The organism is Pedobacter endophyticus (genome assembly GCF_015679185.1).
Classification (GTDB): domain Bacteria; phylum Bacteroidota; class Bacteroidia; order Sphingobacteriales; family Sphingobacteriaceae; genus Pedobacter; species Pedobacter endophyticus.
Genome location: NZ_CP064939.1, coordinates 3,061,008 through 3,086,277, shown reverse-complemented (window position 1 = coordinate 3,086,277; position 25,270 = coordinate 3,061,008). Strand labels below are relative to the sequence as shown.

The 25,270-nt window shown below is 41.3% G+C and carries 16 protein-coding genes and 1 tRNA gene; 11 read left to right on the top strand and 6 right to left on the bottom strand.

Annotated features, from left to right (window positions below; genetic code table 11):
* Nucleotides 1-678: 678 nt before the first annotated feature.
* Nucleotides 679-2,805: a prolyl oligopeptidase family serine peptidase gene (locus IZT61_RS12495; protein ID WP_196097236.1), complete on the bottom strand. Its 2,127-nt coding sequence runs from the start codon at nt 2,803-2,805 to the stop codon at nt 679-681.
* 186 nt (nt 2,806-2,991) lie between these two features.
* On the opposite strand from IZT61_RS12495, the gene IZT61_RS12490 reads away from it, so the two are divergent.
* The 5 genes from IZT61_RS12490 (at nt 2,992) to IZT61_RS12470 (ending at nt 10,491) form a co-directional block, all read left to right on the top strand.
* The gene (locus tag IZT61_RS12490) at nt 2,992-6,213 is read left to right on the top strand and encodes a SusC/RagA family TonB-linked outer membrane protein (RefSeq protein WP_196097235.1); all 3,222 of its coding nucleotides are present in this window, start codon (nt 2,992-2,994) and stop codon (nt 6,211-6,213) included.
* Nucleotides 6,214-6,231: 18 nt separating this feature from the next.
* The gene (locus IZT61_RS12485) at nt 6,232-7,767 is read left to right on the top strand and encodes a RagB/SusD family nutrient uptake outer membrane protein (RefSeq protein WP_196097234.1); all 1,536 of its coding nucleotides are present in this window, start codon (nt 6,232-6,234) and stop codon (nt 7,765-7,767) included.
* Between the two features lie 232 nt (nt 7,768-7,999).
* Complete coding sequence (locus IZT61_RS12480) at nt 8,000-8,746, top strand: UDP-2,3-diacylglucosamine diphosphatase (protein WP_196097233.1); 747 nt, start codon at nt 8,000-8,002, stop codon at nt 8,744-8,746.
* 491 nt (nt 8,747-9,237) lie between these two features.
* On the top strand, nt 9,238-10,311 hold the full coding sequence (prfA, locus tag IZT61_RS12475) for a peptide chain release factor 1 (RefSeq protein WP_196097232.1): 1,074 nt from the start codon (nt 9,238-9,240) through the stop codon (nt 10,309-10,311).
* A 106-nt stretch (nt 10,312-10,417) separates the two neighbouring features.
* Nucleotides 10,418-10,491: transfer RNA gene (locus IZT61_RS12470), tRNA-Asp, on the top strand.
* Nucleotides 10,492-10,712: 221 nt separating this feature from the next.
* On the opposite strand, the gene IZT61_RS12465 is transcribed toward IZT61_RS12470, so the two are convergent.
* Nucleotides 10,713-11,237 (bottom strand): DUF421 domain-containing protein, encoded by a 525-nt coding sequence (locus IZT61_RS12465; RefSeq protein WP_196097231.1) that lies wholly within the window; start codon nt 11,235-11,237, stop codon nt 10,713-10,715.
* 251 nt (nt 11,238-11,488) lie between these two features.
* On the opposite strand from IZT61_RS12465, the gene IZT61_RS12460 reads away from it, so the two are divergent.
* From IZT61_RS12460 to IZT61_RS12450, 3 genes are all read left to right on the top strand, one after another.
* Nucleotides 11,489-11,911: a hypothetical protein gene (locus IZT61_RS12460; RefSeq protein ID WP_230383650.1), complete on the top strand. Its 423-nt coding sequence runs from the start codon at nt 11,489-11,491 to the stop codon at nt 11,909-11,911.
* A gap of 39 nt (nt 11,912-11,950) precedes the next feature.
* Nucleotides 11,951-13,534, top strand: a complete 1,584-nt coding sequence (locus IZT61_RS12455; protein WP_196097230.1) for a L,D-transpeptidase family protein — start codon at nt 11,951-11,953, stop codon at nt 13,532-13,534.
* Between the two features lie 144 nt (nt 13,535-13,678).
* Nucleotides 13,679-14,239, top strand: coding sequence for a type 1 glutamine amidotransferase domain-containing protein (locus IZT61_RS12450; protein WP_196097229.1), 561 nt, complete (start codon nt 13,679-13,681; stop codon nt 14,237-14,239).
* 188 nt (nt 14,240-14,427) lie between these two features.
* Here the strand turns inward: IZT61_RS12450 and IZT61_RS12445 are convergent, their stop codons facing one another.
* Entirely contained in the window at nt 14,428-15,618 is a 1,191-nt protein-coding gene (locus IZT61_RS12445; protein ID WP_196097228.1) for a serine hydrolase domain-containing protein, read from the bottom strand.
* 31 nt (nt 15,619-15,649) lie between these two features.
* Nucleotides 15,650-16,567 (bottom strand): lysophospholipid acyltransferase family protein, encoded by a 918-nt coding sequence (locus IZT61_RS12440; protein ID WP_196097227.1) that lies wholly within the window; start codon nt 16,565-16,567, stop codon nt 15,650-15,652.
* Nucleotides 16,568-16,975: 408 nt separating this feature from the next.
* Between IZT61_RS12440 and IZT61_RS12435 the strand changes: the two genes are divergently transcribed.
* On the top strand, nt 16,976-20,149 hold the full coding sequence (locus IZT61_RS12435; protein ID WP_196097226.1) for a SusC/RagA family TonB-linked outer membrane protein: 3,174 nt from the start codon (nt 16,976-16,978) through the stop codon (nt 20,147-20,149).
* 24 nt (nt 20,150-20,173) lie between these two features.
* Nucleotides 20,174-21,676: a RagB/SusD family nutrient uptake outer membrane protein gene (locus IZT61_RS12430; RefSeq protein ID WP_196097225.1), complete on the top strand. Its 1,503-nt coding sequence runs from the start codon at nt 20,174-20,176 to the stop codon at nt 21,674-21,676.
* 96 nt (nt 21,677-21,772) lie between these two features.
* On the opposite strand, the gene IZT61_RS12425 is transcribed toward IZT61_RS12430, so the two are convergent.
* Both IZT61_RS12425 and IZT61_RS12420 read right to left on the bottom strand, forming a co-directional pair.
* Nucleotides 21,773-22,180, bottom strand: coding sequence for a DoxX family protein (locus tag IZT61_RS12425; RefSeq protein WP_196097224.1), 408 nt, complete (start codon nt 22,178-22,180; stop codon nt 21,773-21,775).
* Entirely contained in the window at nt 22,181-23,080 is a 900-nt protein-coding gene (locus IZT61_RS12420) for a S66 peptidase family protein (RefSeq protein ID WP_196097223.1), read from the bottom strand.
* A gap of 40 nt (nt 23,081-23,120) precedes the next feature.
* On the opposite strand from IZT61_RS12420, the gene metG reads away from it, so the two are divergent.
* A complete protein-coding gene (gene metG / locus IZT61_RS12415; protein ID WP_230383649.1) occupies nt 23,121-25,229 on the top strand; it encodes a methionine--tRNA ligase in 2,109 nt (702 codons plus the stop codon).
* Nucleotides 25,230-25,270 lie beyond the last annotated feature (41 nt).

Here is a 25,270-nt window from a genome sequence, read left to right as displayed (position 1 = left end):
TAAAAGCGAAAGATAAGGGTTTTGTGCAGTATAAAGCAAATTATAATTGGTCTATAGATTTAGTGGGAATTGGTTTTTATGATCATCGCTGGCTTGTTGTCATTCTGAGCATAGCGAATAATCTGCAAGCGATGAAAATCGGACTTCAATAACCCACAAGCCTAATTTGTGGAGCTGTGAGGGCGCAGGTTTTGTAATAATTGGTTAGAGACTCACCTCGCAGCTGCTCCGTGGTCTTCGTTCCTACCAATGACGTTTTATTTCCGTCTTTGCCCCAAAGGGGCTACTTCGTAGCGAAATCGATTTTTCATCGATTGAAGCAATCTCATTCGAGATATTATTTAATGAGAGTAGATTGCTTCGTGCCTCGCAATGACGGTTTACTTATTTCGTTTTCATTGATGGTTTTAATTTTTCAAAAAATCAATATGACTGACGTTTAAACTTTTTGTCATTCTGAGGCACGAAGAATCTTCAAGCGATGGAACACAGAGCGCCAACAACCCACTGCGCTCAAAAATGGGGGCAGAGTAGGCCAATGGCAGTGCGAAATGGGTAAGGGATGCTTCGACTACGCTCAGCATGAAGCCCTTTTTAGCGAAACTGCAAAAATGGCTACAGATAACACTTATTTCATAATCTGTGGTTATCTGTGCCCATCTGTAATTATTTATAAACTTACCAACTCATCCCCAAATTCTGAAAAACAAAGCTCCATACATCGCTTGCTTCCTCAATCAGTTTTGCTGTTGGCTTACCTGCACCATGGCCTGCTTTGGTTTCGATCCGAATTAAAATCGGATTATCGCCCTTATATTTTTCTTGCAAAGTGGCTGCAAACTTAAACGAGTGGGCGGGAACGACACGGTCATCGTGATCGGCGGTGGTGATTAACGTTGCGGGGTAATTTACGCCGCTTTTAATGTTGTGCAACGGTGAGTATTTGATCAAATAATCGAAGTCTTCTTTTTTATCGCTGCTGCCATATTCTACCGCCCAACCCCATCCGACGGTAAATTTGTGGTATCGCAACATATCTAAAACGCCGACAGCAGGCAAGGCAACCTTAAATAAATCGGGTCTTTGCGTCATGCAGGCGCCTACCAATAAGCCACCGTTCGATCCTCCGGAAATTGCTATTTTAGATGGATTGGTGTATTTTTCTTTTACCAAATATTCTGCTGCGGCAATAAAATCGTCGAACACGTTTTGTTTTTGGCTCAACATTCCAGCTTTGTGCCAGGCTTCGCCGTATTCACTTCCTCCACGTAAACTCGGTTGAACATAAATGCCGCCTTTCTCCAAAAATAACATCCTCGATAAACTAAATCCGGGCGTTAAGCTAATTTGAAAGCCACCATAGGCATACAGGTAAACCGGATTGTTGCCATCGAGCTTAATCCCTTTTTTATGCACAATAAACATGGGCACTTTGGTTCCGTCTTTCGACGGATAAAAAACCTGTTTCGTTTCGTAATTATCGGTATTAAATTTAAGCTCCGATTTTTTATAAAGCGTAGATTCTGCCCTGGCAATATCATAGCGATAAATGGTTCCCGGGGTGGTAAAGTTAGAGAACGAGTAAAAGAATTCCTTGTCATCTTTATATCCGCCAAAGGCATCAACGGTACCAATTGCCGGGAGCTCCACCTCACCAATTTTTTTTCCGTTTAAATCAAACTGAACAATGTTGGTGCTCGCGTCTTTCAGGTACGAGGCCCATAAAAAACCGCCACCAGTGCCGATGCCCTCTAAGGCAAGTTTTGACTCGGGGATAACTTTCTGCCAGTTTTTCGGATCAATATTTTTTGGGTCAACCAATACAATTTGTTTATTCGGGGCATCCAAATCGGTATTTAGCAGCAGCTTGTCTCCAATATTATCAACAATACTGTGGTTGTTTTCGAAACCAGTAACCAGTGGTGCGAGTTTGCCGTTTTCTTCATTCAAATCCTGATAAAAAAGGGCATTTCCCGAAGTTCCGGCGCTTGCATATACAACCAGAAAGCGTTCATCTTCGGTAACATCGGCACCGAAGTAAAGGTTAGGATTCGATTTATCCTCAAAAATCAATTGGTCGTTGCTTTGCGGTTCGCCAAGCTTGTGGTAGTAAACTTTTTGAAATTTATTGGCAGCCGATAAGTCTGTACCTTTAACCGGCTCATCGAATTTGCTGTAATAAAATCCGTTACCTCTCCAGGCCGCACCCGAAAATTTTGTCCATTTTAATTCATCGGCAAGCTTTGTTTTGCCCGCAATGTCCATCACGTAAATGTTGCTCCAATCAGATCCGGCCTGGGCAACCGAGTAGGCCATATATTTTTTATCGTGCGAAAAGCCAAGTAACGAAACAGCGGCTGTACCGTCGGCAGTGAGCTTGTTAGGATCGAGAAAAACCTCTTCTTTTCCATCCAGGCCTTTTTTAATAAACCAAATGCTCTGGTTTTGCAAGCCATCATTTTTGTTGAAGAAATAATATTCGCCAACTTTAAACGGTGCACTCTCTTTCGGGTAGTTCCACAGCTCAGTCAAGCGTTTTTTAATATCATCACGATAGGGAATTTGCGATAAATAGTTTTGGGTAACCTTGTTTTGCGCCTTTACCCATGCGGCAGTTTCGGCCGAGGTGTCGTTTTCCAGCCAGCGATAAGGATCGGCTATCGTTGTCCCAAAATAATTGTCTTTTGTGCTGTCTTTTTTAGTATCTGGATATTTCATCAATGTAATTTTTTCTGCTGCGTGCTTTTCTCGATTGCAAGCAAAGAAACTTAACGCAAATAAACCTATTAGAAGTTGCTTTTTCATATAAAGTGTTTTGAGTTTAAATAGTTTTTCAACATTTTTTTGTTGCCGATAAAAAAAATCTATTTTTGCAGCCAACAATAAACCGAAATCATCCTTATTTACAATCCCTTATCAAATCAGAGCCTAATAAATTGGGGTCTTCGCATTATTGTTTAGCAAATATTTCATTTTAAACCTAAACAAAGTATGAAAAAAAATTTACTAATTTTTATTTTCTTCTTGTGTGCATTTTTGAGTTTTGACGGGTACGGACAAACGCAGAAGATTACAGGAAAAGTATTGGATAACGAAGGGCTCGCCATTCCTAATGTGAGCATCGTAATTCAAGGAAGTAGCACCTCAAGCCAAACCGATTTGTACGGAAACTTCAGCTTGTCGGCAGACAAAGGGGCAACCTTAATATTCAAGTCACTAGGCTTTCAAGACCAAACAGTTGTAGTTGGCGACCAAGCAAGATACACTGTTAAGTTGCAAGATGCAGTTCGTAACCTCGATGAAGTTGTAGTAGTTGGTTACGGCTCGCTTAAAAAGGAGGCCATTACGGGTTCAGTATCATCTATTACAGCAGCTGACATAGAGAAGAGACCTGTAACTAACGCACTTGTGGCTTTAGAGGGTTCTGCACCGGGTTTGCAAATCAACAACTCTTATGGCGAACCAGGTTCGGCACCAAGCATCCGAATCCGTGGCTATGGTTCAATTAACGGAACCTCAACTCCCTTAATCGTTTTAGATAATGTGGTGTATACCGGAAGTGTAAATGATATTAATCCAAATGATATCGAATCGATTTCTGTATTGAAAGATGCAACATCATCGAGTTTATATGGAAGTAAGGGTTCGAACGGGGTAATTTTAATTACAACGAAAAAAGGCAAAAACGGAAAATCGACCTTAAATTTAAACGTAAATCAGGGTTTATACACCAGAGGTATTCCTGAGTACGACAAGGTAACGCCACAAGAATATATGGGCGTTGAGTTTTTGGGCTACCGCAACCAGTTGTTAACGGCTAATCCAACCTTAACTGTAGCGCAAGCCAATGCAACCGTTAATGCCAATCTTGTGCCTACAATTTTGAGAACCAATATCTTCAACCTGCCCGATAATCAGCTTTTTGACGCTAACGGAAATCTTTTGCCAAATGCGCAAATTAAAGGCAGTTACGCTGAGGATTTAGACTGGTTCGATGCGATCAGCAGAAATGGATACCGTCAGGATTACAACTTAAGCGGCCAGGCTGGTAATGAGAAGTCGAATTTATTCTACTCTGCAGGCTATCTGGATGAGCAAGGTTACATCAAAACATCCGATTTTGAGCGTTTTACAGGTCGTGTAAGCGGAAGCATTAGCCCACGATCGTGGATTAAGGCAGGTTTCAGCCTAAATGGAAATTATCAGGTTTCTAACAATACCACAGGTAGTGGTAGCGGCTTTACTACACCCTGGAACTATGCAAGGAACATTGCGCCTATTTATCCCATTCACGAACACAATTTAACCACGGGAGATTATATTTTAGATGCTACTGGGAATAGAATTTATGATGGCGGAGCAAACTCACGTACACAGTATGTAAATCGTCATATCATTTGGGAAAACGAGTTGAACATGGATAGAACGTATCAAAATTCGTTAATTTCTCAAGGCTATGTTGATATCAACTTCTTAAAGGATTTTAAATTTTCGACCATTGCAAGTAATTCATTGAGAAATTCTGAACAAAGAACCTACAACAATGCCATTATCGGCGATGGTGCGGGGAATAAGGGACGAGGTTCGAGAACGATTTACAGAAGAAATGAATTGACGCTTCAACAGCAATTGACTTATAAGAAAAGCATCAACGATCACAACTTCGATTTCCTGGTTGGCCACGAAAGTTATTTCTACAGATATAATTATCTGTATGGCTACAAAACAACTGAAACATTTGCCGGACAGGTTGATTTGGTAAACTTTACGCAAATTACAAACTTAACCGACTATGAGCACAACGACAGAACAGAAAGTTTGTTAAGCAGATTGCGCTATAACTACAAGGAGAAATATTTTGTTGAAGGATCGTTTAGAAGAGATGGTACATCAAGGTTGCATCCAGAACACAGATGGGGTAATTTCTGGTCAGTAGGTGGAACATGGCTGGTATCTAAAGAAGATTTCTTCAGCTCAATTTCTGATTATGTTAACGACTTGAAAATCAGGGGTTCATACGGTAAAGTAGGTAACATAGCAAGTGTTGATCTTTACGGTTACCTTCCTTTATATACCATTGGGCAAAACAACAATATCGCTGCCTTGTACAAATCTCAAAACGAGGCCAGAGATTTACAGTGGGAAGGACAACGTGCAACTTCAATTGCTTTGGAAGGCCGTTTCTTCAAGAGATTGAATTTAACTGTTGAGTATTTTGATAAAGGATCTGATGGGTTAATATTTGATGTTAACCTGCCACTTTCAGCCGGTGCAACCAGTACCACAAGTGCAGTATCTACAATAACCAAGAACATTGGAAAAGTTAAAAATAGCGGTATTGAACTTTCTGCTGATGTAGATATCATTAAAAACAGCGAGTTTAAATGGAATTTTGGTGCAAACGCAACATTTCTTAAAAACAAAATTGTAGCACTACCCGAAGAGAACAGGGCAAATGGTATTCTTTCCAATCCGTTCAAATATATGGAAGGCCATTCTGTTTACGACTACTTCTTATACCAATATGCGGGTGTAGATATGATGACAGGACAGGCGCTTTATTATGCTGATGATGCTACTTATAGCCCAACCAATACAACTGGGGCACATTATCAATTTTTGGTTAATGTAAATGGAACAAACTACACACGTAATGCTGCCTACGCAAAACGCGATTGGAGCGGTTCTGGCGTTCCTGATGTGATGGGAAGTTTCAATACCAGCTTCGATTATAAAGGCTTCTCACTATCTGCCTTGTTTAATTACTCAATTGGCGGTAAAGGGTTCGATTATTCGTACATCGGCTTAATGAGCGTAACCGCTACGCCATCTGCAGTGCATAAAGATGTGTTAAACTCGTGGAATGGTATTCCGGAGGGGATGACACTTACTTCGCCTAACCGAATTAATCCAGATGCTACGCCACAAATCAATTTTACCAATAGTCAATACAACAACAGCAGCGTTAGCACCAGGTTTTTGCAAAACAATTCGTATTTCGTAATCAAAAACATCGCGTTAGGTTACACGGTGCCGCAAAGCGTAACCAGAAAGCTAGACCTGAGCAGGCTATCATTCAGTTTCCTTGTAGATAACCTTGCAACGTTTACAGGAATGAAAGGTTACAGCCCTCAGCAAACTTTTGGCGGCTATAGCGAAAATGAATTTGTTCCTGCCAGAACATTTTCTCTAGGAATTAACATTGGTTTATAGCATTTAAAATAAAATCAAATGAAAGCTTTAAATAAATATATTATTGCAATTGTCGCTATTTCGATATTTGCATCGTGCAAAAAGGAGTACTTAAATACTGCTCCTACAAACTCTACCGCACCCAACGTTGTTTTTGGTACTACGGCCAATGCAGCGCTTGCCGTAAATGGTCTGGCCAAATTAATGACCCAGCAAAAAATATCGAGCCAGGGCTTTAATGGCGAAGGAACCATTAAAATGTGGTACGGTAACTATGCGGGAAACAACTTCGGCGTAAACTTACCAGGTTGGTCAAGCGTAATCAACTTGGAATATTATGGAAACCCAATAAGTACTTACACCTACTATCCGTGGTTTTATTACTATTCTATCATCGGAAATGCAAATACCATTATCAATAGGGTAGATGCAGCCGAAGGACCAGAAGCTGATAAACAGTACATCAAGGCACAAGCTTTAACTTTTAGAGCTTACGCTTACACCATGCTTGCCCAATTGTACGGCGACAGATGGGCAAACTCAAACAACGGTGCAACAGCGGCAGTGGTATTGAGAACCGATGAATCAACAGGCGATTTACCACTTTCTACTTTGGGCCAAACCTACGAGTTGATTTATAATGATTTGAACACGGCCATAAGCTTGTTCACTTCATCGGGCAAAACGCGTTCGGCAACTCAGTTTTATTTAACCGATATTAACGTGGCTTACGCAACTTACGCAAGGGCAGCGTTAAATAAGCAAGATTATGCTTTAGCTGAAAGCTATGCAAACAAGGCCAGACAAAACTTCCCGTTAATGAGCGTAGCTCAGTACAAATCTGGCTTCAACACCTCAAATAGCGAATGGATTTGGGGTTCTTATGGTGCTACTGACGAGACTTTGTATTTTTATTCGTTCCACGCCTATATCGCTTACAATGGTTCGGGTTCAAATGTTACTTCGTATCCTAAGTATATGAGTAAAGTGTTGTATAATAAAATTCCATCGACCGACATTAGGAAAGCACTGTTTTTAGATCCTAAAACCTATGCCTACAACGCAACAACTGGCGAGGGTAGCACAGCGCTAACCAATTATGCAAAATCAATGTATCCAACAATGGCTTCGGCAGCCAGATCTTATCCTTATATGCAGTTTAAATTTTCTGCAACTGATTTGCCTGGGGTTGGTAACTTAAACCACTTCAGAAGTTCAGAAATGATATTAATTGAGGCTGAAGCGAAGTACTATCAGAATAAGCCGGCAACAGAAATTCAGTCGCTTTTAAACAGTTTGACGAAAACCAGTTTGAGAGACCCGAACTATAACTGTACCGCAACTGGCACAGCGCTTTTAGACGAGATTAAAACCTACAGAGCAATTGAGCTTTGGGGCGAGGGCTTCGACTTTTTCGACTTAAAGAGATGGGGCGATAAAATTGAAAGGAAAAGCTATGCCGATGGCGGTAACTTTGTAAGCCCATTAAACGCTACCATCCAACCAACTGATCGTAACAACTGGAAAATCGTTACCCCGGCAAGGGAAAATGATTACAATGATGCGATACAATAGGTACGGGGTTTAACCTGAATAACTAATGTAATTAGCGGCAATTTCTACGGGAATTGCCGCTTTTTTATTTTGGAGAATATTACAGGGGTCAGTCTGAGCGGAGTCGAAGACAAATCCATGAGGCAGCGACTTGAGACTCACGACTTCGGACTCCAAACTCCCAACTCCATACTCCCACCTCCAAACTCCCACCTCCAAACTCGCAACTTTTTCCCTACCTTTGAACTCGCACATGGCTAAGAACATTTATTTCGCTTCCGACTTCCATTTAGGCACGCCAAGTAATGCCGAAAGCCGAACCCGCGAAGAACGGATTGTAAGCTGGTTGAGTTTCATTGAGCCCAACTGCAGCGAGCTATTCTTAATGGGCGATATCTTCGATTTTTGGTTCGAGTATGCCAGAGTAATTCCCAAGGGTTTTATCCGCCTGCAGGGCAAGTTGGCCACAATGGCCGATTCGGGCATCAAAATCTATTTCTTTAAGGGCAACCACGACATGTGGGTTCGCGACTATTTCACGAAAGAAATCGGCATGGAAATCATCAGTGATGAAAAAATCATTGAACGTAGTGGAAAGAAATTCTATCTGCATCATGGCGATGGCTTGGGGCCGGGCGACCGTAAATATAAATTCTTGAGAAAAATCTTCAGAAGCGAGCTTTGCCAGTGGTTGTTTGCTCGTTTGCATCCCAATTTCGGCATTTGGATCGCTACCAGTTGGAGCCAGGGCAGCAGAGCCGCACAAACCAAAAAAGAAGTCTTTTTAGGAGAGGATAAAGAGTGGCTGGCTATTTATGCAAAGGAGCAGTTGCAAAAACAGCATTTCGATTATTTTGTTTTCGGGCACAGGCACCTGCCTTTGGATATTGATTTAGGTAACGGAAGCCGTTATGTAAATATTGGCGAATGGCTAAACTATAATTCTTACGGCGTTTTCAATGGGGAAGATTTGAAATTGGAGTATTATATCAGCCCTTAAAATACGCATCACCTTCATTTATGTTGTCATCCTGCGTTTTAATTTTTAGGAGAAAAATTAATATGATCCGATAGCTATCGGATGACGGGAATTATTCTTGCCGTCATTCCCGCGCAGGCGGGAATCCTAACGCGTTGCGCTTTTTTTGCATTAAGATTCCCTACCCATAGCTATCGGTACAAGCTGGCAATGACGACCGTTCATACTGAGGCTTATAAACAGCATGTTACAAAATAACCTTATTGATAGGCACGAATTGCTGTTGCTGCTATTTGCGGTGGCTTACAAGGCGTAAAATTTCGTTGCCTCGAGAGGAAGCATTTACTCATTAGTCCATCCGATGAATATCTGCAAAGCGAACGATATTCATCGGATGACTGATTAAGTCGCGTTGTCCCTTTCCAAACTAATTCAGCTTTTTTCCTTATTTTTGCATTTCCTTAAATTTTTACCATTGGTAGGATTAGGGGTTTCAATTCGAATAAAATATTATGTTAGATAAATTAGAGGCTATAAAGCTACGTTGGGAAGACGTAGAGGAATCGTTGAGTAATCCGGATGTAATTCAGGATATGAAGCGGTTTGCGGCTTTAAACAAAGAATATAAAGACTTGGGCAAAATTGTAGATGAATATAAAATCTACAAAAATGTGATGAGCAACATTGATGCAAATAAGGAGATTTTGGCAACAGAAAAAGACCCCGAAATGCGTGAGATGGCCAAAGAAGAACTCGATTTAATGTTGGCGCAGCAAGAGGAAATGGAAAGCCGCATTAGGTTGATGTTGATTCCAAAAGATCCCGAAGATGCCAAGAATGCCGTATTTGAGATTAGAGGCGGTACCGGAGGCGATGAAGCTGCCCTTTTTGCCGGCGATTTGTACCGAATGTACACGCGTTATTTTGAAACCAAAGGTTGGAACGTAGAAACTGTTGATGTAACCGAAGGCACCGCGGGTGGATACAAAGAGGTTATTTTGAAAGTAAATGGCGAGGATGTTTACGGCCAGTTAAAATATGAAAGCGGTGTGCACCGTGTACAACGTGTGCCCGACACCGAAACGCAGGGCCGTGTACATACATCAGCTGCTTCGGTGGCCGTTTTGCCAGAAGCAGAAGAAATTGATTTGTACATTAATCCCGCCGATATTGAGCTGCAAACATCGCGTTCGGGTGGTGCCGGCGGGCAGAACGTAAATAAAGTTGAAACCAAGGTTCAGCTAACCCACAAGCCATCGGGTATTGTGGTGGTTTGCCAACGCGAACGTTCGCAATTGGGCAACCGCGTTATTGCGATGGAAATGTTGAGAAGCAAGCTTTATGATATCGAGCTGCAAAAGAAAAACGGCGATATTGCTGCTAAACGTAAAACAATGGTATCAACAGGAGATCGCTCGGCCAAGATCAGAACATACAACTATCCTCAAGGTCGTGTTACCGAACACCGTATCGGCTTAACCATGTATAACCTCCCAGCCATTATGGATGGCGACATACAAGAGATAATTGATGCACTTCAGTTTGCCGAAAATGCAGAGAAGATGCAGGAAGGTGCTGTGGGATAATCACTTATAATTATTTTAAAAAAAAGTTTGCAGATAACGATATTGTCTCTATATTTGCAACCTCGAAAGGGGAAAGAGGTTTAAACTTTTAAAAAGAAAACAAAACGGAGTGGTAGTTCAGCTGGTTAGAATGCCTGCCTGTCACGCAGGAGGTCGCGGGTTCGAGTCCCGTCCATTCCGCAACAAAGGCCTTAACTTGAAAAAGTTGAGGCTTTTTTGCTTTAAGTTTATCCGAATCTTTCCAAGCGGCGCACCAACCGAAAAAAGGATCGGCCAAAAAGAGGGAAGTTTATTTAATTTTGCTTTACATTATTATTTTGGACACGTCAATACGATCTTTAGGCCAAGCAAAAAAATCACATTCCGGTAAGCACCCTGTTAGTTGAACGAGGCCCGGCAGATCAATCAATTCTTTTTACGCCGCTTAATGGTGAGTCATCGCTGCTTAAATTTCCTTCTTTAACAACAGTAAACTGTCCGTTTGATTCCATCACTACCGCTTCTACATCTTCGATTGAAACAATGCCATTATTTCTCAGTATTGAGCGCACTTCCGCTTCGGTAACCCTTTCCTTTCTCAATGCGCTCCATAAAAAATTACCTTTATAAAACAGGAGCGTTGGCTCTGAGCTGATCAATTTCGAAAACTTTTTTGATCGCACAGAAACATAAGCCAAAATGTATTGCAGGCCTATTAAAATACCCATTGCTACAGCGCCATCCATTAGCGAAATCTCCTTTGTTAGCAACACAGAAGCAAGGGTAGAGCCCAGCGCCACCGTAACAATAAAATCAAACTCTCTCATTTGCGATAGCGTCCTCTTTCCCGAGATCCTCAACATTAGCATCAAAGAAACGTAGGCAAGAATCCCAATAGAAAAGGTTCGGCCTATACTTTCCCAATTGCTAAAAAAAACGTTTTCCATAGTGTTATCCCAAATTTTATCAACAATGCTAATTCCATAACAACGATGGAATAATTGAGTTTGATTATTTATCCAATCGGAATACTAAAGTTTCATCAAAACCTGTAATCATCGGTTGCGTATCCTCTGCGGCTATGCTTTATCATTAAATTGAAAACTAAAATGGGAAACGGGATGTTAACCTATTGGTATTTGTACTTTCAAAGCTCGGTTTTTACCGACATCAACCTGTAATCATCCTTATCATTTCAATGAAAAATTTAAAATCAGTTATTCTGCTTCTCAGTATTTGTTTTGTTTGCACCCTTTTTTCGTGTTCTACAACCACAAAGTTTCTGAATTCGAGCGTGGTACCCGCGGCAAAGGGCAGTGTGAAAGTAAGCAAGGATGATAATAATAATTATGCGGTCAAAATTCAGGTAACCAACCTGGCAGAGCCCTCGAGGCTTCAGCCGAAGAAAAAGCTGTATGTAGTGTGGCTCGTATTAAAAAATCAGATTACCAAAAATATCGGGCAACTCAGAAGCAGTAGCGGCTTCTTTTCCAGTTCTTTAGAGGGCGAGTTAAATACGGTTACCCCTTTTGAGCCGGATTACTTTTTCATAACTGCCGAAGATAGCTCGGATATTCAATATCCAGTCGGTACCGTGGTGCTTACAACAAAGCCCAATTGATAAAATACGCAAACCCTATTTCGCATTTTGACACCACACATGCCGAATATCAGTAAATTTTACACTTTAATATTGTTTCTTGCCTTTGCCTTTAGCGATGCTATTGGACAAACCGCTGGTGATGCGACAATGTTGCCAACGGCAAGGAACAATTTTCGCCTCGATGCGCATCAGTTAGCTGGCTTTATACTCGATGAACAAATTGATAGCTGTAAATCCGCTTTAATAACAAAATTTTACACAGAAAGAGATTACCAATATGCCTGGGTTAATGAACAGAGGCTTACCAGGCAGGCGCTGACATTTTGGAGCAACTATCAGGATTTTCTCAGCTATTCTGCCGATAGCGCCCTCCGCAACCCAAACTTATTTAAGAGAATGGTAAGCTTAGCCAAGCCCGATTACACCTTTGCATCTGCCGATACTAGCTTGCAGAAGGTAGAACTGGCCATGACCACTCTTTTTTTGAACTTTATCGATCATGCATATGCAGGAAAAGTTAACCCAAAAGATTTGCAATGGAATATATTGCGAAAAAGACTTCCCCTATTTGAAATTCTTAACCAGTTTGTTGCAGGTGCCGAACTAAAGGATATTGTTCCCATTTACCCGATGTATTATTCGATGAAAGAAAAGTTAGATCGGCTTAAAAAATTAGAAGAGGCACGCTGGTCAGACATTATCGATAATGGAAAACTATATAAGTTGGGAGATACCGGCGCAATAGTACAGGCCGTTAAATGCCGGCTAAATACCCTTGGCGACTTGCCTGAGGATGATGGGACCAATTTCTATAGTAGCGAATTTGAGGCCGCTGTAATCAACTTTCAGAAAAGGCATGGTCTGGCCAACGATGGCATTATCGGGCCTAAATTTATAAAAGCAATTAATATCCCGATAACAACAAAGATTGAGAAAGTGCGCATTAATATGGAGCGTATGCGGTGGATGCCCGTGGATGATGCCGAGCGGAAAGTAGTGGTAAACATTCCCGAATTTAGACTGCGGGCTTACGAAAGGGGCAAAGAGGCAATAGCCATGGATATTGTTGTAGGGAAAACAGCTAACCGGACTGCAATTTTTTCCGATCAGATTAGAAATGTCGTTTTTAGCCCCTATTGGAATATACCTGAAAGCATTGTAAAAGACGAAATCCTGCCAGGCATTAAAGAAAACCCGAGTTATTTGGCCCAACATAATATGGAGATAACCGGACGGCGAAATGGACTGCCCGTTATCCGGCAAAAACCGGGCTCAAAGAATGCATTGGGGCGGGTGAAGTTTATTTTTCCTAACCAATACAGCATTTACCTACACGATACACCAGCCAAAGATCTTTTTGAGCTTAGAAAACGTGCGTTTAGTCATGGTTGCATCCGCGTTGCCGAGCCCGTTAAACTGGCAAGCTATCTCCTAAAAGCGCAGCCGCAATGGACGGCTAAAAAAATCGTGAGCGCAATGAATGCCAACACTGAACGCTGGATTAAGATTGAGCATCCCGTGCAGATTTTCATCAGCTATTTTACAGCGTGGGTTGATCAGGCCGGAGCGTTAAATTTTCGCGATGATCTATATCATCGTGATGAAGAACTGGCGGCCTGCCTTTTCGATAATTCAAAATGATTCAACCCAGCGCATTTTTTCGCGTGCTTTTTGGAGGCTGTTGAATTAGTATTAGAGCAAGGGCAAGGCCGATAATCTCATTTTTTCGAAAACAAATTTTTCCTCACGCTGTCTTTAAAATATCACCTATTAAAATTAAAGATTATGGGACAATTAAGTAACCGCACTATAGCTGTGCTTTCTGAAAGTGGATTTGAAGAAGTTGAATTAACAGAACCAGTGAAAAGGTTAAAAGAAGAGGGTGCAACCGTTCACATTATCTCCTCAAAAACCGGAAAAATAAAAGCCTGGGATCAAGATCATTGGTCGATAGAAGTTGATGTAGACAAAGCTATTACCGAAGCTAACGCTGATGATTATAATGGATTGCTTTTACCGGGAGGAGTAATTAACCCCGATCAGCTGCGTGTAAACGAAGATGCCATTGCATTTGTTAAATCGTTTTTTACCGATGGGAAACCTGTCGCTGCTATTTGCCACGGACCACAAACCCTGATTAATGCCGACGTTGTTCAAGGCAGAAAAATGACTTCGGTGAAAAACATTTCGCAGGATTTGATCAACGCCGGAGCAGTTTGGAGCGATGAAGAGGTTGTGGTAGATCAGGGATTGGTAACCAGTAGAACACCAAAAGATTTGCCAGCATTTAACGATAAGATTGTAGAGGAATTTGCAGAGGGAGTACACGAGGGACAACATGCTTAGGCGGTTTTTACATACCTTTTAAATTAACTCAGTAAACGGTTAGCAATTTTGCCAACCGTTTCTTTTTAATTCGTACCCATAAAGGCGCCTCACAGGTTTGCTAACTTGGCTTTAACTGATTTCCTGCGTCATTGCAAGCTTGTACCAAACCTGCTATTTCCCTGATCTGCCAGTTTCAAATACTACAATTAAGGTTTTGGATAAGAGAATGGTAATCCGGCCAGGTACCTGCTGATTTTACGGTAGGGATAATCGCCCGCGCCACGATCTGCAAACTGAACGATAATGGTATTTGTTTGGGGATCTACATAAAGTCGTTGCCCTAACATGCCTTCTGCAGCAAAATCGCCATTCTCTCCCGTCTGCGGAATCCACCAGAGAAAATGATGCGCCGACTGCTGCCACCCTTTTGCAGATGCAGGTTTTTCATTACCGATAGTTATCGATTGTTCTACCCATTGCGCAGGTACAATTTGATTGCCATTATAAATGCCATTGTTAAGATATAATCTCCCAACCTTAGCAAGATCGATTGCTGTAACCTGAAACCTGCTTGCGGTATTGGCCAGTCCTTCGGGATGATCGAGCCCAAATGAAGCATTGTATTCGGTGCCAATTTTTCGCCAGATGTTTTGCTCGAAAAGTTCAGCAACCGTTTTGCCTGTAGCGTTTTCCAATGCCCAGCCCAAAAGAATCGGATCTATACTTTTGTACTTCCAAACCGTTCCGGGTTTGTTAACAAGCTTTGTTTTTAAAAGCTCCGATTTCATGTCGTGCGTGTAATAATACTTTGCCTCATCAGAAAAGAAAGCCTTAATTACACCACCCAGTGCATCTTTAAACTCCAGGCCCGATTTCATCTCTAAAAGATGTCTGAGCGTAATATTTCTAAAACCCTCTTTGTTTTTTAGTTCCGGAATATATGCCGTTACTTTATCATCCAAACTCTTGATGTAGCCATCGTTCAAAGCCTGACCCAACAAGATGGAAACCATGCTTTTTGCGCCCGAAAATATCGTAGTCAGTGTGCTATCGCTGTAGCCCGATTTATATCGTTCGTACAAAATACTGTCATTTCTAATTACCAGAAAAGCGTTTAGTTTACCTTTTTCGAAGTAGGCTTTAAAAGGGATTAACTGTCCATCTGCATCTTTAACGAGCAGCGTATCCAAATCATTTCGTTTGCTTTTTACGTTGATGAAATGGTATGCGGTATCGCTCTTATGAACTACCGCCTGTGGAAAGGCTTTATAGGTATTGGCATTCGGCGTTCGAAACCACAACACCCTTGCTAAATAGGGCTGCCAAACAAATAAACCAGCAAACACTAAAACGACGGAGAGCAAAAGGAAAGCAGCTGCTTTTTTAAAAGTTTTCATTGGCATTAGTTACACCAGCAAATATAAACGATTACGTTTGGCCAGGCTGCTTTACCTTAGATAAAAATGGCGATTTTTCTCGGGGTCTATACTTCCACCTTCTATGGCTCCATAACCAATATTCCGGTCGCGAACGAATAATCCCTTCCAGAAAGCGTGTGTGTAATTCGGTAATCTCAAACTCGGCGGTTTCTTTTGGTTTTAAGCAAAGCGGAACACAATCAACCTCATAAAAACCCCGTTTAAGCACAGTTACTTTAAGATAAAAAATGGGTTGGTTGGTTTTTTTGGCGATTTTTTCGATGCCAAGTTGTATCGATGCTTGTTGATGTAAAAAAGTTGTCCAGTAGTGAGATTCGTTCCTCGCAGGTGCCTGATCGTTGCCGAAGCTGAAAATACCCGGCTTGTCTTTGTTGGCTGTTAGCACACGTATGGTTTGCCGCATGGCTATTAAATTATTGCCAAATTTACTTCGTGTTTTTTTGAACCAATTGTCAAAAACGGGGTTGCTCAGAGGTTTGTAAATAGGGTAGTGGTCGGCATTAAAGTTAAGGCCAATTCCCATGGTTCCCCATTCCCAATTACCATAATGCGCTGAGCAAAACAGAACGCTTTGGCCCCGATCGAGATAATGCTGAACAAGTTCCTTGTTTTTGAAAACAAATCGTTTTTTTATTTCGGCTTTCGAGATGCTGTTCATCTTAACCACCTCAAAAATCAGGGAAGCTAAATATTTATAAAATCGCTTTTCAATCTCAATGATCTCGGCGAACTGTTTTTCGGGAAGGGCCTTGAGCAAATTTTGCCGAACAACTTTTTTTCGATAACCAAAAACACGGTATAATCCAAAATAAGCTACATCGGCCAATAGATATAAAATGGACAAGGGAAGCAGAGACAATATGCCTAAAAAAAATATTCCCAGAAGAGAAAAGCCCTTTTTAATCATGTTGGATAATTTAAATATTTCAAAATTAAAAAGGTCATTGACAAAGTGTGCCATGAAATTGTTAGTTTTTTTCTTGGGATTGATTGCCAGTTGATAGAAAACCTAAAACGTCAGCGGCCGAACTGTCTGCTCACCAGATTTGCGTTTTTATCTAATTGCAGTGGCTTTAAAAGAGCTTGATGTCTGAACTGAGCGAATGATGCTTGCACGCGTTGTAACTGTCAATTTTCAGACAGGCGAATGACTTTAAATAATGTGGAAATAAACAGGAACAGCTGTAACAAAATTGTGTATATTTGACGCCATTCTCCCCAATTGTTGTAGTAGTTAGTTTCTGAATGAAATAGAAATTAATGATCCTGTTATTGTATCAACAATAATTATTAATCATTAAAACTATTTCAAATTATGAAAAAACTTTTACGAAGTTTGTTCGTACTGTTGTTTATTGCATCCAGTGCAATGGCCCAGGACCGAACAATTACAGGGACGGTAACCTCTAGCGAAGACGGATTGCCGATACCTGGGGTTAGTGTAAAGGCTGTTGGCTCAACGGCAAGTTCAACAACTGGGAACGATGGTCGGTATTCAATCGGAATAACCGCCTCCACAACCGAAATTCAATTCTCTTATATTGGCTTCACAACTGAAACCGTTGCTATCACCTCTTCAAACACGGTAAACATTAGGTTAAGTAGCAGTTCTGAATCATTAGGCGATGTTGTTGTTGTTGCCTACGGTACACAGAAAAAAGAATCCATCACCGGATCTGTTTCAAGTATTACGTCAAAGGACCTCGAAAAACGTACCGTAACCAACATAACCTCAGCGCTTCAGGGCTCTGCTCCGGGAATCAATGTGGCCGCGTCAAACGGTCAACCAGGGGTGAATTCTGAAATCAGAATACGTGGGTTTGGCTCAATCTCATCTTCTAGCTCGCCTTTAATCGTACTGGATGGTGCAGTTTACGATGGCAGCATCGGCGATATCAATCAAAACGATGTAGAAAGTATTTCAGTACTTAAAGATGCATCATCATCTGCATTATATGGATCGCGTGGCGGAAATGGTGTTGTTATCATCACCACTAAAAGAGGAAAAGCGACCAGCCCGGTAATTAACGTGAGCTTTAGTCAAGGCTGGTCAACAAGGGGTATTCCAGAGTATGAGCTTTTAAACGCTTATGAGTACTTTCCGGCAGTTTGGCAAGGCATAAAAAACAACCTCATGTATTCTGCCTCAACTCCATTAAGTGAGGCAGCAGCAGCTGCAAAGGCGAGTAATGATGTTGCAACCAGCTTGGTTTATAATCCATTTAATGTGCCAGCTAAAGAGTTAGTAGATGCTAATGGACAATTAAACCCGAACGCGTCATTATTGTACAACGACTTCGATTGGTACGCACCATTAAAAAGAACCGGCCAGAGAACAGATGCAAATGTGAGCGCCTCAGGTAAAACCGAGAAATCGGATTACTTAATTTCATTGGGATACTTAAACGATAAAGGCTTTATCCTAAAATCAGATTTTCGCCGTTTCAATGCTCGTGTTAATGTGAACACACAGCTTAAACCTTGGTTAAGAACAGGGTTAAACCTTTCTGGATCAATGTCTGACGCTAATATCGCTAGTGATGCTTCAACAGGTAGCAACAATAGCTTTATCAATGCATTCAGCTTTGCCCGTAATATGGGGCCGATTTATCCCGTGCATGCTTTTGATGCAACTGGGAATCCGATCTATAACAACGTAACTGAGGCTCAATGGTACGATTACGGCATTCATCCTGATGCAGTCAATCGTCCTTCAGGCGCATCGCCGGGCCGTAACGTCGTATATGAAACCATTTTAAACGATAATTTGTATAGAAGAAGCTTAGTTAGTGCGAGATCGTTTGTTGAGGTTAGATTTTTAAAGGATTTTACCTTTACCCCTGCAATTAGCATGGATTTGAGGAACAATAACGCAGATCGATACAGAAATCCTTTAGTAGGTGATGGTGCCGGTTCAAATGGTTATAAATTTCAGAGCAACAATACCATTAAATCTTACACCTTTAACCAAATTTTAAATTATAAGAAAACAATTGGTCTTCATAACATTACCGCATTATTGGGTCATGAAAATTATAGTTATAGCTATCGCACATTTGAGGCCGATCGAACTAATATCGTGGCGCAAGGCAATACCGCGCTGGCTAACTTCGTGTCTTCGACAGGTTCAACCGGAAGAAAAGATGACGATGCTATTGAGTCATATTTTTCTAAAGCAAGTTACAACTATGATGAAAAGTACTTTTTCGACGCTTCATTCAGACGCGATGGCTCATCTAGGTTTTCTTCTATTAAAAGATGGGGCCCTTTCTTCTCAGTAGGCGGTTCGTGGTCAATGAATAAAGAAGATTTCTTGAAAGATGCCTCATGGATTGATGATTTACGTTTGAAGGTTTCATACGGCCAGGTTGGTAATAATGCTTTGCTTGATGACGATGACAATGCCAGGTATTATGGCGATAGGGCTTTTTTCGATCTGGGCTCAAATAACAACAATGAAGGCGGTGTACTCCTATCATCAGTAGCAACTCCCGAGCTGACCTGGGAAAAACAAAATACGCTGAATACGGGAGTAAGTTTCTCGTTTTTTGGCAGAAGGTTAACAGGCGAGGTGGAGTTTTACAGAAAGAATGTTAACGACCTAATTTTGAGTGTTCCCCAACCGTTATCATCAGCAGTAACGAGTGTTTACCGTAACGTTGGTGCAATGTATAATCAAGGAGTAGAACTTCAGTTGGGCGGAGACCTTATCCGTAATACAAACTTCAACTGGAACCTCATTACGAACTGGACAATTTTTAAAAATAAAATTACCGAGCTTCCTGCTGAAACACCGACAATTGTAAAGGGTACAAAAAGAAGAGAAGCAGGGCATAGTTTCTATGATTATTATTTAAGGCAGTTTGCAGGCGTTGATCCTAACGATGGATCTTCGTTGTACATTCCGGCCGATGGAACAGCAGCTGCAAATATTCGTACCGTAAATGGGGTTCAGTATGTAACCAACCAGTCATTTGCTAAATATGATTATTCAGGTTCAGCTGTTCCGGATCTGTTAGGTTCTGTTAACAATACATTCAGTTACAAAAACGTTTCGCTATCGTTCTTAATCAATTATCAAATTGGCGGTAAGGCTTACGACGCTGTTTATGCAGGTTTGTTCAGCACGTCATCGTATGGAAGCTCTTTGCACAAAGATGTGTTAAACGCTTGGACACAAACAAATAAGGGCTCTAACATTCCAAGATTGGATTATGGCAACTCGACCAATATCAATGCCGCATCGAGCAGATGGCTGATTGATGCTTCATATGTGGCACTACGTAATGTTAACCTTTCTTACAACCTGCCAAAGGCTTGGTTAAGTAAAATCGATGTATCAAGCGCTCGTTTGTTTGTAACTGGTGAAAACTTATACTTAAAATCGAGAAGAAAAGGATTAAACCCTACCGAATCATTTGATGGTGTTAACCAAAATACCTATCCGCAAAGCCGTGCCATTAGTGTAGGTATCAATCTATCATTGTAATTAAAATATTAAAGAAAAAGATATATGAAAAAGCTTTTAGTATTTACTGGCTTATTAACGGTGCTACTAGCGCCGGGTTGTAAAAAGGAGTACCTCGAAACTGCACCAACAAATCAGGTGGCTTTCGAGGACGTCTTCAGTTCAACTACTAATGCAAATGCTGTAATTAATGGCATTTATGCATACATGTTTACCCGAACAACAGCCACTACGTCGAATGCCCAAGGCAAGCCAGGGGTTGCGGGCATCCTTTTAGGAATAGATTTTATGGGAGAAGATTTGCACCAAGCCAATCTTACTTGGTTTACCAATACCGGCGAGGGAACTTACGTTGCTGCTCGTACCGATTCGCATGCAAGTAATCTTTATTACTACCGTACTTTTTATCGCATCATCAATAATGCAAACTATGTTTTGGAAAATATTGATGCGGCACAAGGCTTGGATGCAGATAAAAATAGAATTAAAGCGGAGGCCTATACATTAAGGGCTTATGCGTATTCATACCTCGTACAGTTTTACGGCACAAGATATGATGCAACTGCCAAGCCAAATAAGCAGTTAGCCGTGCCATTAGTGTTAACAGTTGCCGATGTTGCGAAGCCTCGCGTTAGTGTTGAAGAAATTTATACGCAAATCGTTTCTGATTTAGATAAGGCTATAGCCCTAAACCTAACAACTAAGGTGAACAAAACCCACGCTGATGTTTGGGTTTCAAAAGGCCTAAGAGCAAGAGTAGCACTTACCATGCAAGATTATCCGAATGCTATTAAATATGCTAAGGAGGTAATTGACGGTGGAAAATATCCTTTGATGAGTCAAAGCGATTATCAAACCGGTTTCAATAACAACAGCCTTTCGGAGTTTATGTGGTGTGCAATGCCAACCACGGAACAGGGAGATACGTTCGGGTCGTTTTATGCGCAAATTGCCTATAATGCGAACACTTCGTATATGAGGGGTACACCGAAAATGATTAATTCGGCGCTATACAAACAAATTTCAGCTACAGATGTGAGAAAGAAAATGTGGGAACCCATTCCAACCCCCACCAACTTTCCACTACCAACCACATCCTTTAAAAGAGTGGGGTATATGAGTAGAAAGTTTTCTGTGAAAACTGTTGGAGACCCGTCATTGGGCGATGTGCCTTGGATGAGAAGTGCTGAAATGCACTTGATTCTGGCGGAGGCTTACGCTAGAAGTAATCAAGATGCTTTGGCACAAACGGCATTATTTGCTTTGGTTTCTAAAAGGGATTTGAGCGCTGTGAAATCAACTAAAACAGGGAGCAATTTAATCGATGAGATTATGATGCACAGAAGGGTTGAGCTTTGGGGCGAAGGTTTTAGATACTTAGATTTGAAAAGGCTTAATCAAGGATTGGATAGAACAACTGTTCCAAATTTTGTACCTAATTCAGTAAATAACGTAATGCAAATTCCAGCGGGAGATCCAAGATTCTTATTCTTGATCCCTCGCGATGAGATAAATGCTAATCCTAACATCGGACCTCAAAATCCGTAGTAAAGATATAAATTAACCAAAAAAGGAGGCTGTAATTTACAGCCTCCTTTTTTATTTTGATCCGTTAACCTTTCCAGTATACGGTTAGTGTTTCCACTACTTCTTATCCACACTATATTTCCCGGGCCCGATAAAGATCAGGCCGAAAAATACAATTCCGAGTTCAATTGCATGACTTGCCCCTTGCAGTCCATCGCCTTTGGCAAAATGCGTCATTGCGGCAATAATCATAGTGCAAACCAGCAATATACAGGCTGGGCGGTAAAATAAACCTACAATTAAAAGAAAACCGCCGAAAGTTTCAGATACGGCAGCCATAAATCCCCAAAAGATTGGGAAAAAGTCGATCCCAATTACTTTCATACTGCCGCCTAATCCTGTCCAGCCATCAGGTCCACCAGCCAGTTTCGGAAAACCATGAATGATGAACATTACGCCTAAACCAATACGAAGAAGCAGCAAGCCCGTATTACGGTACTTGCTTAAATTGTCAAAAATTGCCATTTATAAATATTTAAAGTGAACGTTATTAGTTTCTACCGTCAAGGCCACTTGTGCGCCCAGGGCCATGCTTAGGTTGTTATCAATGTGTCCCGTTGGAAAATTGAAGCAAACAGGATAGTTATAATCTTTTACTACCTGCCAAATTACCTCATCGACGGTTTGTCCGAATGAGATTTTTTCTTCTTCTATTTCATTAAAGGCACCAATAATTAATCCGCTTAGGTTTTCAAGCTTGCCGGCCCGTTTTAGCATCCGCATCATTCTGTCAATACTGTATTCCTGTTCGCCAACATCTTCGAGAAACAGAATTTTATTGTCAAAATTCATTTCTGAAACCGAACCCTGCATCATGGCGAGTAAGGTTAAATTACCCCCAATTAATAGGCCCTCGCAACTTCCGGTTCTATTTTTAAACTCGCTCTTATACTGATATTGCTGAGCTTCGCCAAATAACGATTTTTTTAGCGATTGAATCGCTTCTTCCGTCGAGTCATCAAAAGTATAGGGCATCTGTGCGTGTAAACACTGCGTTTGCGTTTGTGCAAAAATGTGCGATAAAATAATGGTCACATCGCTAAAGCCTACAAACCACTTGGGTTGTTTTTCAAAGGCCGTAAAATCCAAATCGTCGATAATTCTTATCGAGCCATAACCTCCGCGACCGCAGATGATGGCTTTTATGGTGGGGTCGTTTAAAAACCGTTGAATGTCGTCGGTCCGTAATTTATCCGTTCCAGCAAACTGATGGTGGCTCGCATATACGCTTTCGCCGATAATAACCTCTAATCCCCAGCGCTCTAAAGTCGCAATTGCGTTATCAATAGGCTTGGGTAATTTCTTTGCCGGGCAAACCAGGGCAATCTTATCTCCTTTTTTTAAGTACGGGGGCTGCTTTATCATCTTCAAAACACTTATCTTTGCCAAATTAATAAAAATTGTTTTGGATAATAATAAAATAAAAAGATATACCGTAACGGCGGCGCTTCCTTATACGAATGGGCCGGTGCATATTGGCCATTTGGCTGGGGTTTATATCCCTGCAGATATTTATGCCCGTTACCTCCGCTCAAATAAACGGGATGTAAAATTCATTTGTGGATCGGATGAAAACGGTGTGCCTATAACGCTAAAAGCCAAACGAGAAGGCATCACCCCACAAGAGGTAGTCGATAAATATCACAAAATTATCGGCGATTCTTTTAAGGAGTTTGGTGTATCGTTCGATATTTATCACCGTACCTCTTCCCAAACCCATCACCAAACTGCGGCAGATTTTTTTAAAACGCTGTATGATAAAGGCGTTTTTACGGAGGAAGTTACAGAGCAGTATTACGATCCAACCGCGAAACAATTTCTTGCCGATCGGTATATAACCGGTACCTGCCCCAAATGCGGCAACGAAAATGCCTACGGCGATCAGTGCGAAAACTGCGGATCCACGCTCAACGCTACCGATCTGATCAATCCAAAATCGACCCTGTCGGGAGATAAGCCAATTTTGAAGGAGACTAAAAACTGGTTTCTCCCATTAGATAAATATGAAGACCACTTAAGGGCTTATATCGAAAGCCATAAAGAGTGGCGCCCGAATGTTTACGGCCAATGTCAAAGCTGGTTAAATGCGGGACTGCAGCCTCGAGCCATGACCCGCGATTTGGACTGGGGGGTTCGTGTGCCGCTTCGCGATGCGGAAGGTAAAGTGCTTTATGTTTGGTTCGATGCCCCAATTGGCTACATTTCGGCAACCAAAGAGCTTTGTAATTATGCTAAGCTTGATGTATGGAATCCCAAAGCAGAAGAATATTACATCAACAATTATGAAAACGATAAATGTGGTTGGGAGGAATACTGGAAAAGCGATGAAACCAAACTGGTTCATTTTATAGGCAAAGACAACATTGTTTTTCATTGCATCATCTTTCCGGCAATGTTGATGGCGCATGGCGATTACACGCTGGCAGATAATGTGCCTGCGAATGAATTCCTGAACCTCGAAGGGCAAAAGATTTCAACTTCTAAAAATTGGGCCGTATGGCTGAATGAATATTTGAGAGAGTTTGAGGGTAAGCAAGATGTATTGCGCTATGTTTTAACGGCTACTGCACCCGAAACAAAGGACAACGATTTTACATGGAAGGATTTTCAGGCTAGAAATAATAACGAATTGGTTGCTATTTTGGGCAATTTTGTAAATCGCGTGGTGGTTTTAACACACAAGTATTTCGGCGGGGCGGTGCCTACCCGAATGGAAACTACCGAGGTAGATCAGGCTGTGATAGACGAGCTGGCAACCTATCCTGCAAAAATTTCTGCGTCGATTGAAAATTATCGCTTCCGCGAAGCACTATCAGAGGTGATGAATGTTGCTCGGTTAGGAAACAAATACCTGGCGGAAACTGAACCCTGGAAACTGATTAAAACAGATGAAGACCGTGTACGCACAATTTTGAATCTGGCTATTCAAATTGCAGCGAACATCCAGATTTTGATCGAGCCTTTTTTACCTTTTACGGCCGAGAAATTGATGAAGATGTTGCAAAATGGTGGTCATACCTGGGAAGATGCTGGCTCAATTAATCTGCTTAAACGTGGGCACGACATTGGCGAGGCTACCTTGCTTTTCGAAAAAATCGAGGATGCTGAAATTGAGTTCCAGATTGAAAAGTTGAATCAAAGCAAAGCAAGCAATGCCGCGAACAATGCATCAGCGATTCCCGCGAAAGAGAACATTAACTTTGATGAATTTTCAGCAATCGACATTCGAGTAGCGACCATCGTTGCTGCCGAAAAGGTAGAAAAAACAAAGAAGTTACTTAAGCTAACTGTAAATACGGGCATTGATGAAAGGACTGTAGTATCGGGAATAGCGGAATATTATAACCCTGTAGACATCATCGGAAAGCAGGTAAGTATGATCGTAAACCTGGCTCCCCGAGAAATTAAAGGAATTTTATCACAAGGTATGATTTTAATGGCCGAAAATTCGGAAGGAAAACTTACTTTTGTTGCGCCTACCACAAAATTTCAGGAAGGCAGCATAATTAGATAATTACGATTGTAGATTTTGGGAAGAGTAAAAAGCCAAATCTA

Coding starts and splice junctions, on each gene's coding strand:
- IZT61_RS12450 (WP_196097229.1), top strand. CDS start 13,679: ATGGGACAATTAAGTAACCGCACTATAGCTGTGCTTTCTGAAAGTGGA.
- IZT61_RS12465 (WP_196097231.1), bottom strand. CDS start 11,237: ATGGAAAACGTTTTTTTTAGCAATTGGGAAAGTATAGGCCGAACCTTT.
- IZT61_RS12445 (WP_196097228.1), bottom strand. CDS start 15,618: ATGAAAACTTTTAAAAAAGCAGCTGCTTTCCTTTTGCTCTCCGTCGTT.
- IZT61_RS12455 (WP_196097230.1), top strand. CDS start 11,951: ATGCCGAATATCAGTAAATTTTACACTTTAATATTGTTTCTTGCCTTT.
- IZT61_RS12495 (WP_196097236.1), bottom strand. CDS start 2,805: ATGAAAAAGCAACTTCTAATAGGTTTATTTGCGTTAAGTTTCTTTGCT.
- IZT61_RS12485 (WP_196097234.1), top strand. CDS start 6,232: ATGAAAGCTTTAAATAAATATATTATTGCAATTGTCGCTATTTCGATA.
- IZT61_RS12430 (WP_196097225.1), top strand. CDS start 20,174: ATGAAAAAGCTTTTAGTATTTACTGGCTTATTAACGGTGCTACTAGCG.
- IZT61_RS12480 (WP_196097233.1), top strand. CDS start 8,000: ATGGCTAAGAACATTTATTTCGCTTCCGACTTCCATTTAGGCACGCCA.
- IZT61_RS12440 (WP_196097227.1), bottom strand. CDS start 16,567: ATGATTAAAAAGGGCTTTTCTCTTCTGGGAATATTTTTTTTAGGCATA.
- IZT61_RS12490 (WP_196097235.1), top strand. CDS start 2,992: ATGAAAAAAAATTTACTAATTTTTATTTTCTTCTTGTGTGCATTTTTG.
- IZT61_RS12420 (WP_196097223.1), bottom strand. CDS start 23,080: ATGATAAAGCAGCCCCCGTACTTAAAAAAAGGAGATAAGATTGCCCTG.
- prfA (WP_196097232.1), top strand. CDS start 9,238: ATGTTAGATAAATTAGAGGCTATAAAGCTACGTTGGGAAGACGTAGAG.
- IZT61_RS12460 (WP_230383650.1), top strand. CDS start 11,489: ATGAAAAATTTAAAATCAGTTATTCTGCTTCTCAGTATTTGTTTTGTT.
- IZT61_RS12425 (WP_196097224.1), bottom strand. CDS start 22,180: ATGGCAATTTTTGACAATTTAAGCAAGTACCGTAATACGGGCTTGCTG.
- IZT61_RS12435 (WP_196097226.1), top strand. CDS start 16,976: ATGAAAAAACTTTTACGAAGTTTGTTCGTACTGTTGTTTATTGCATCC.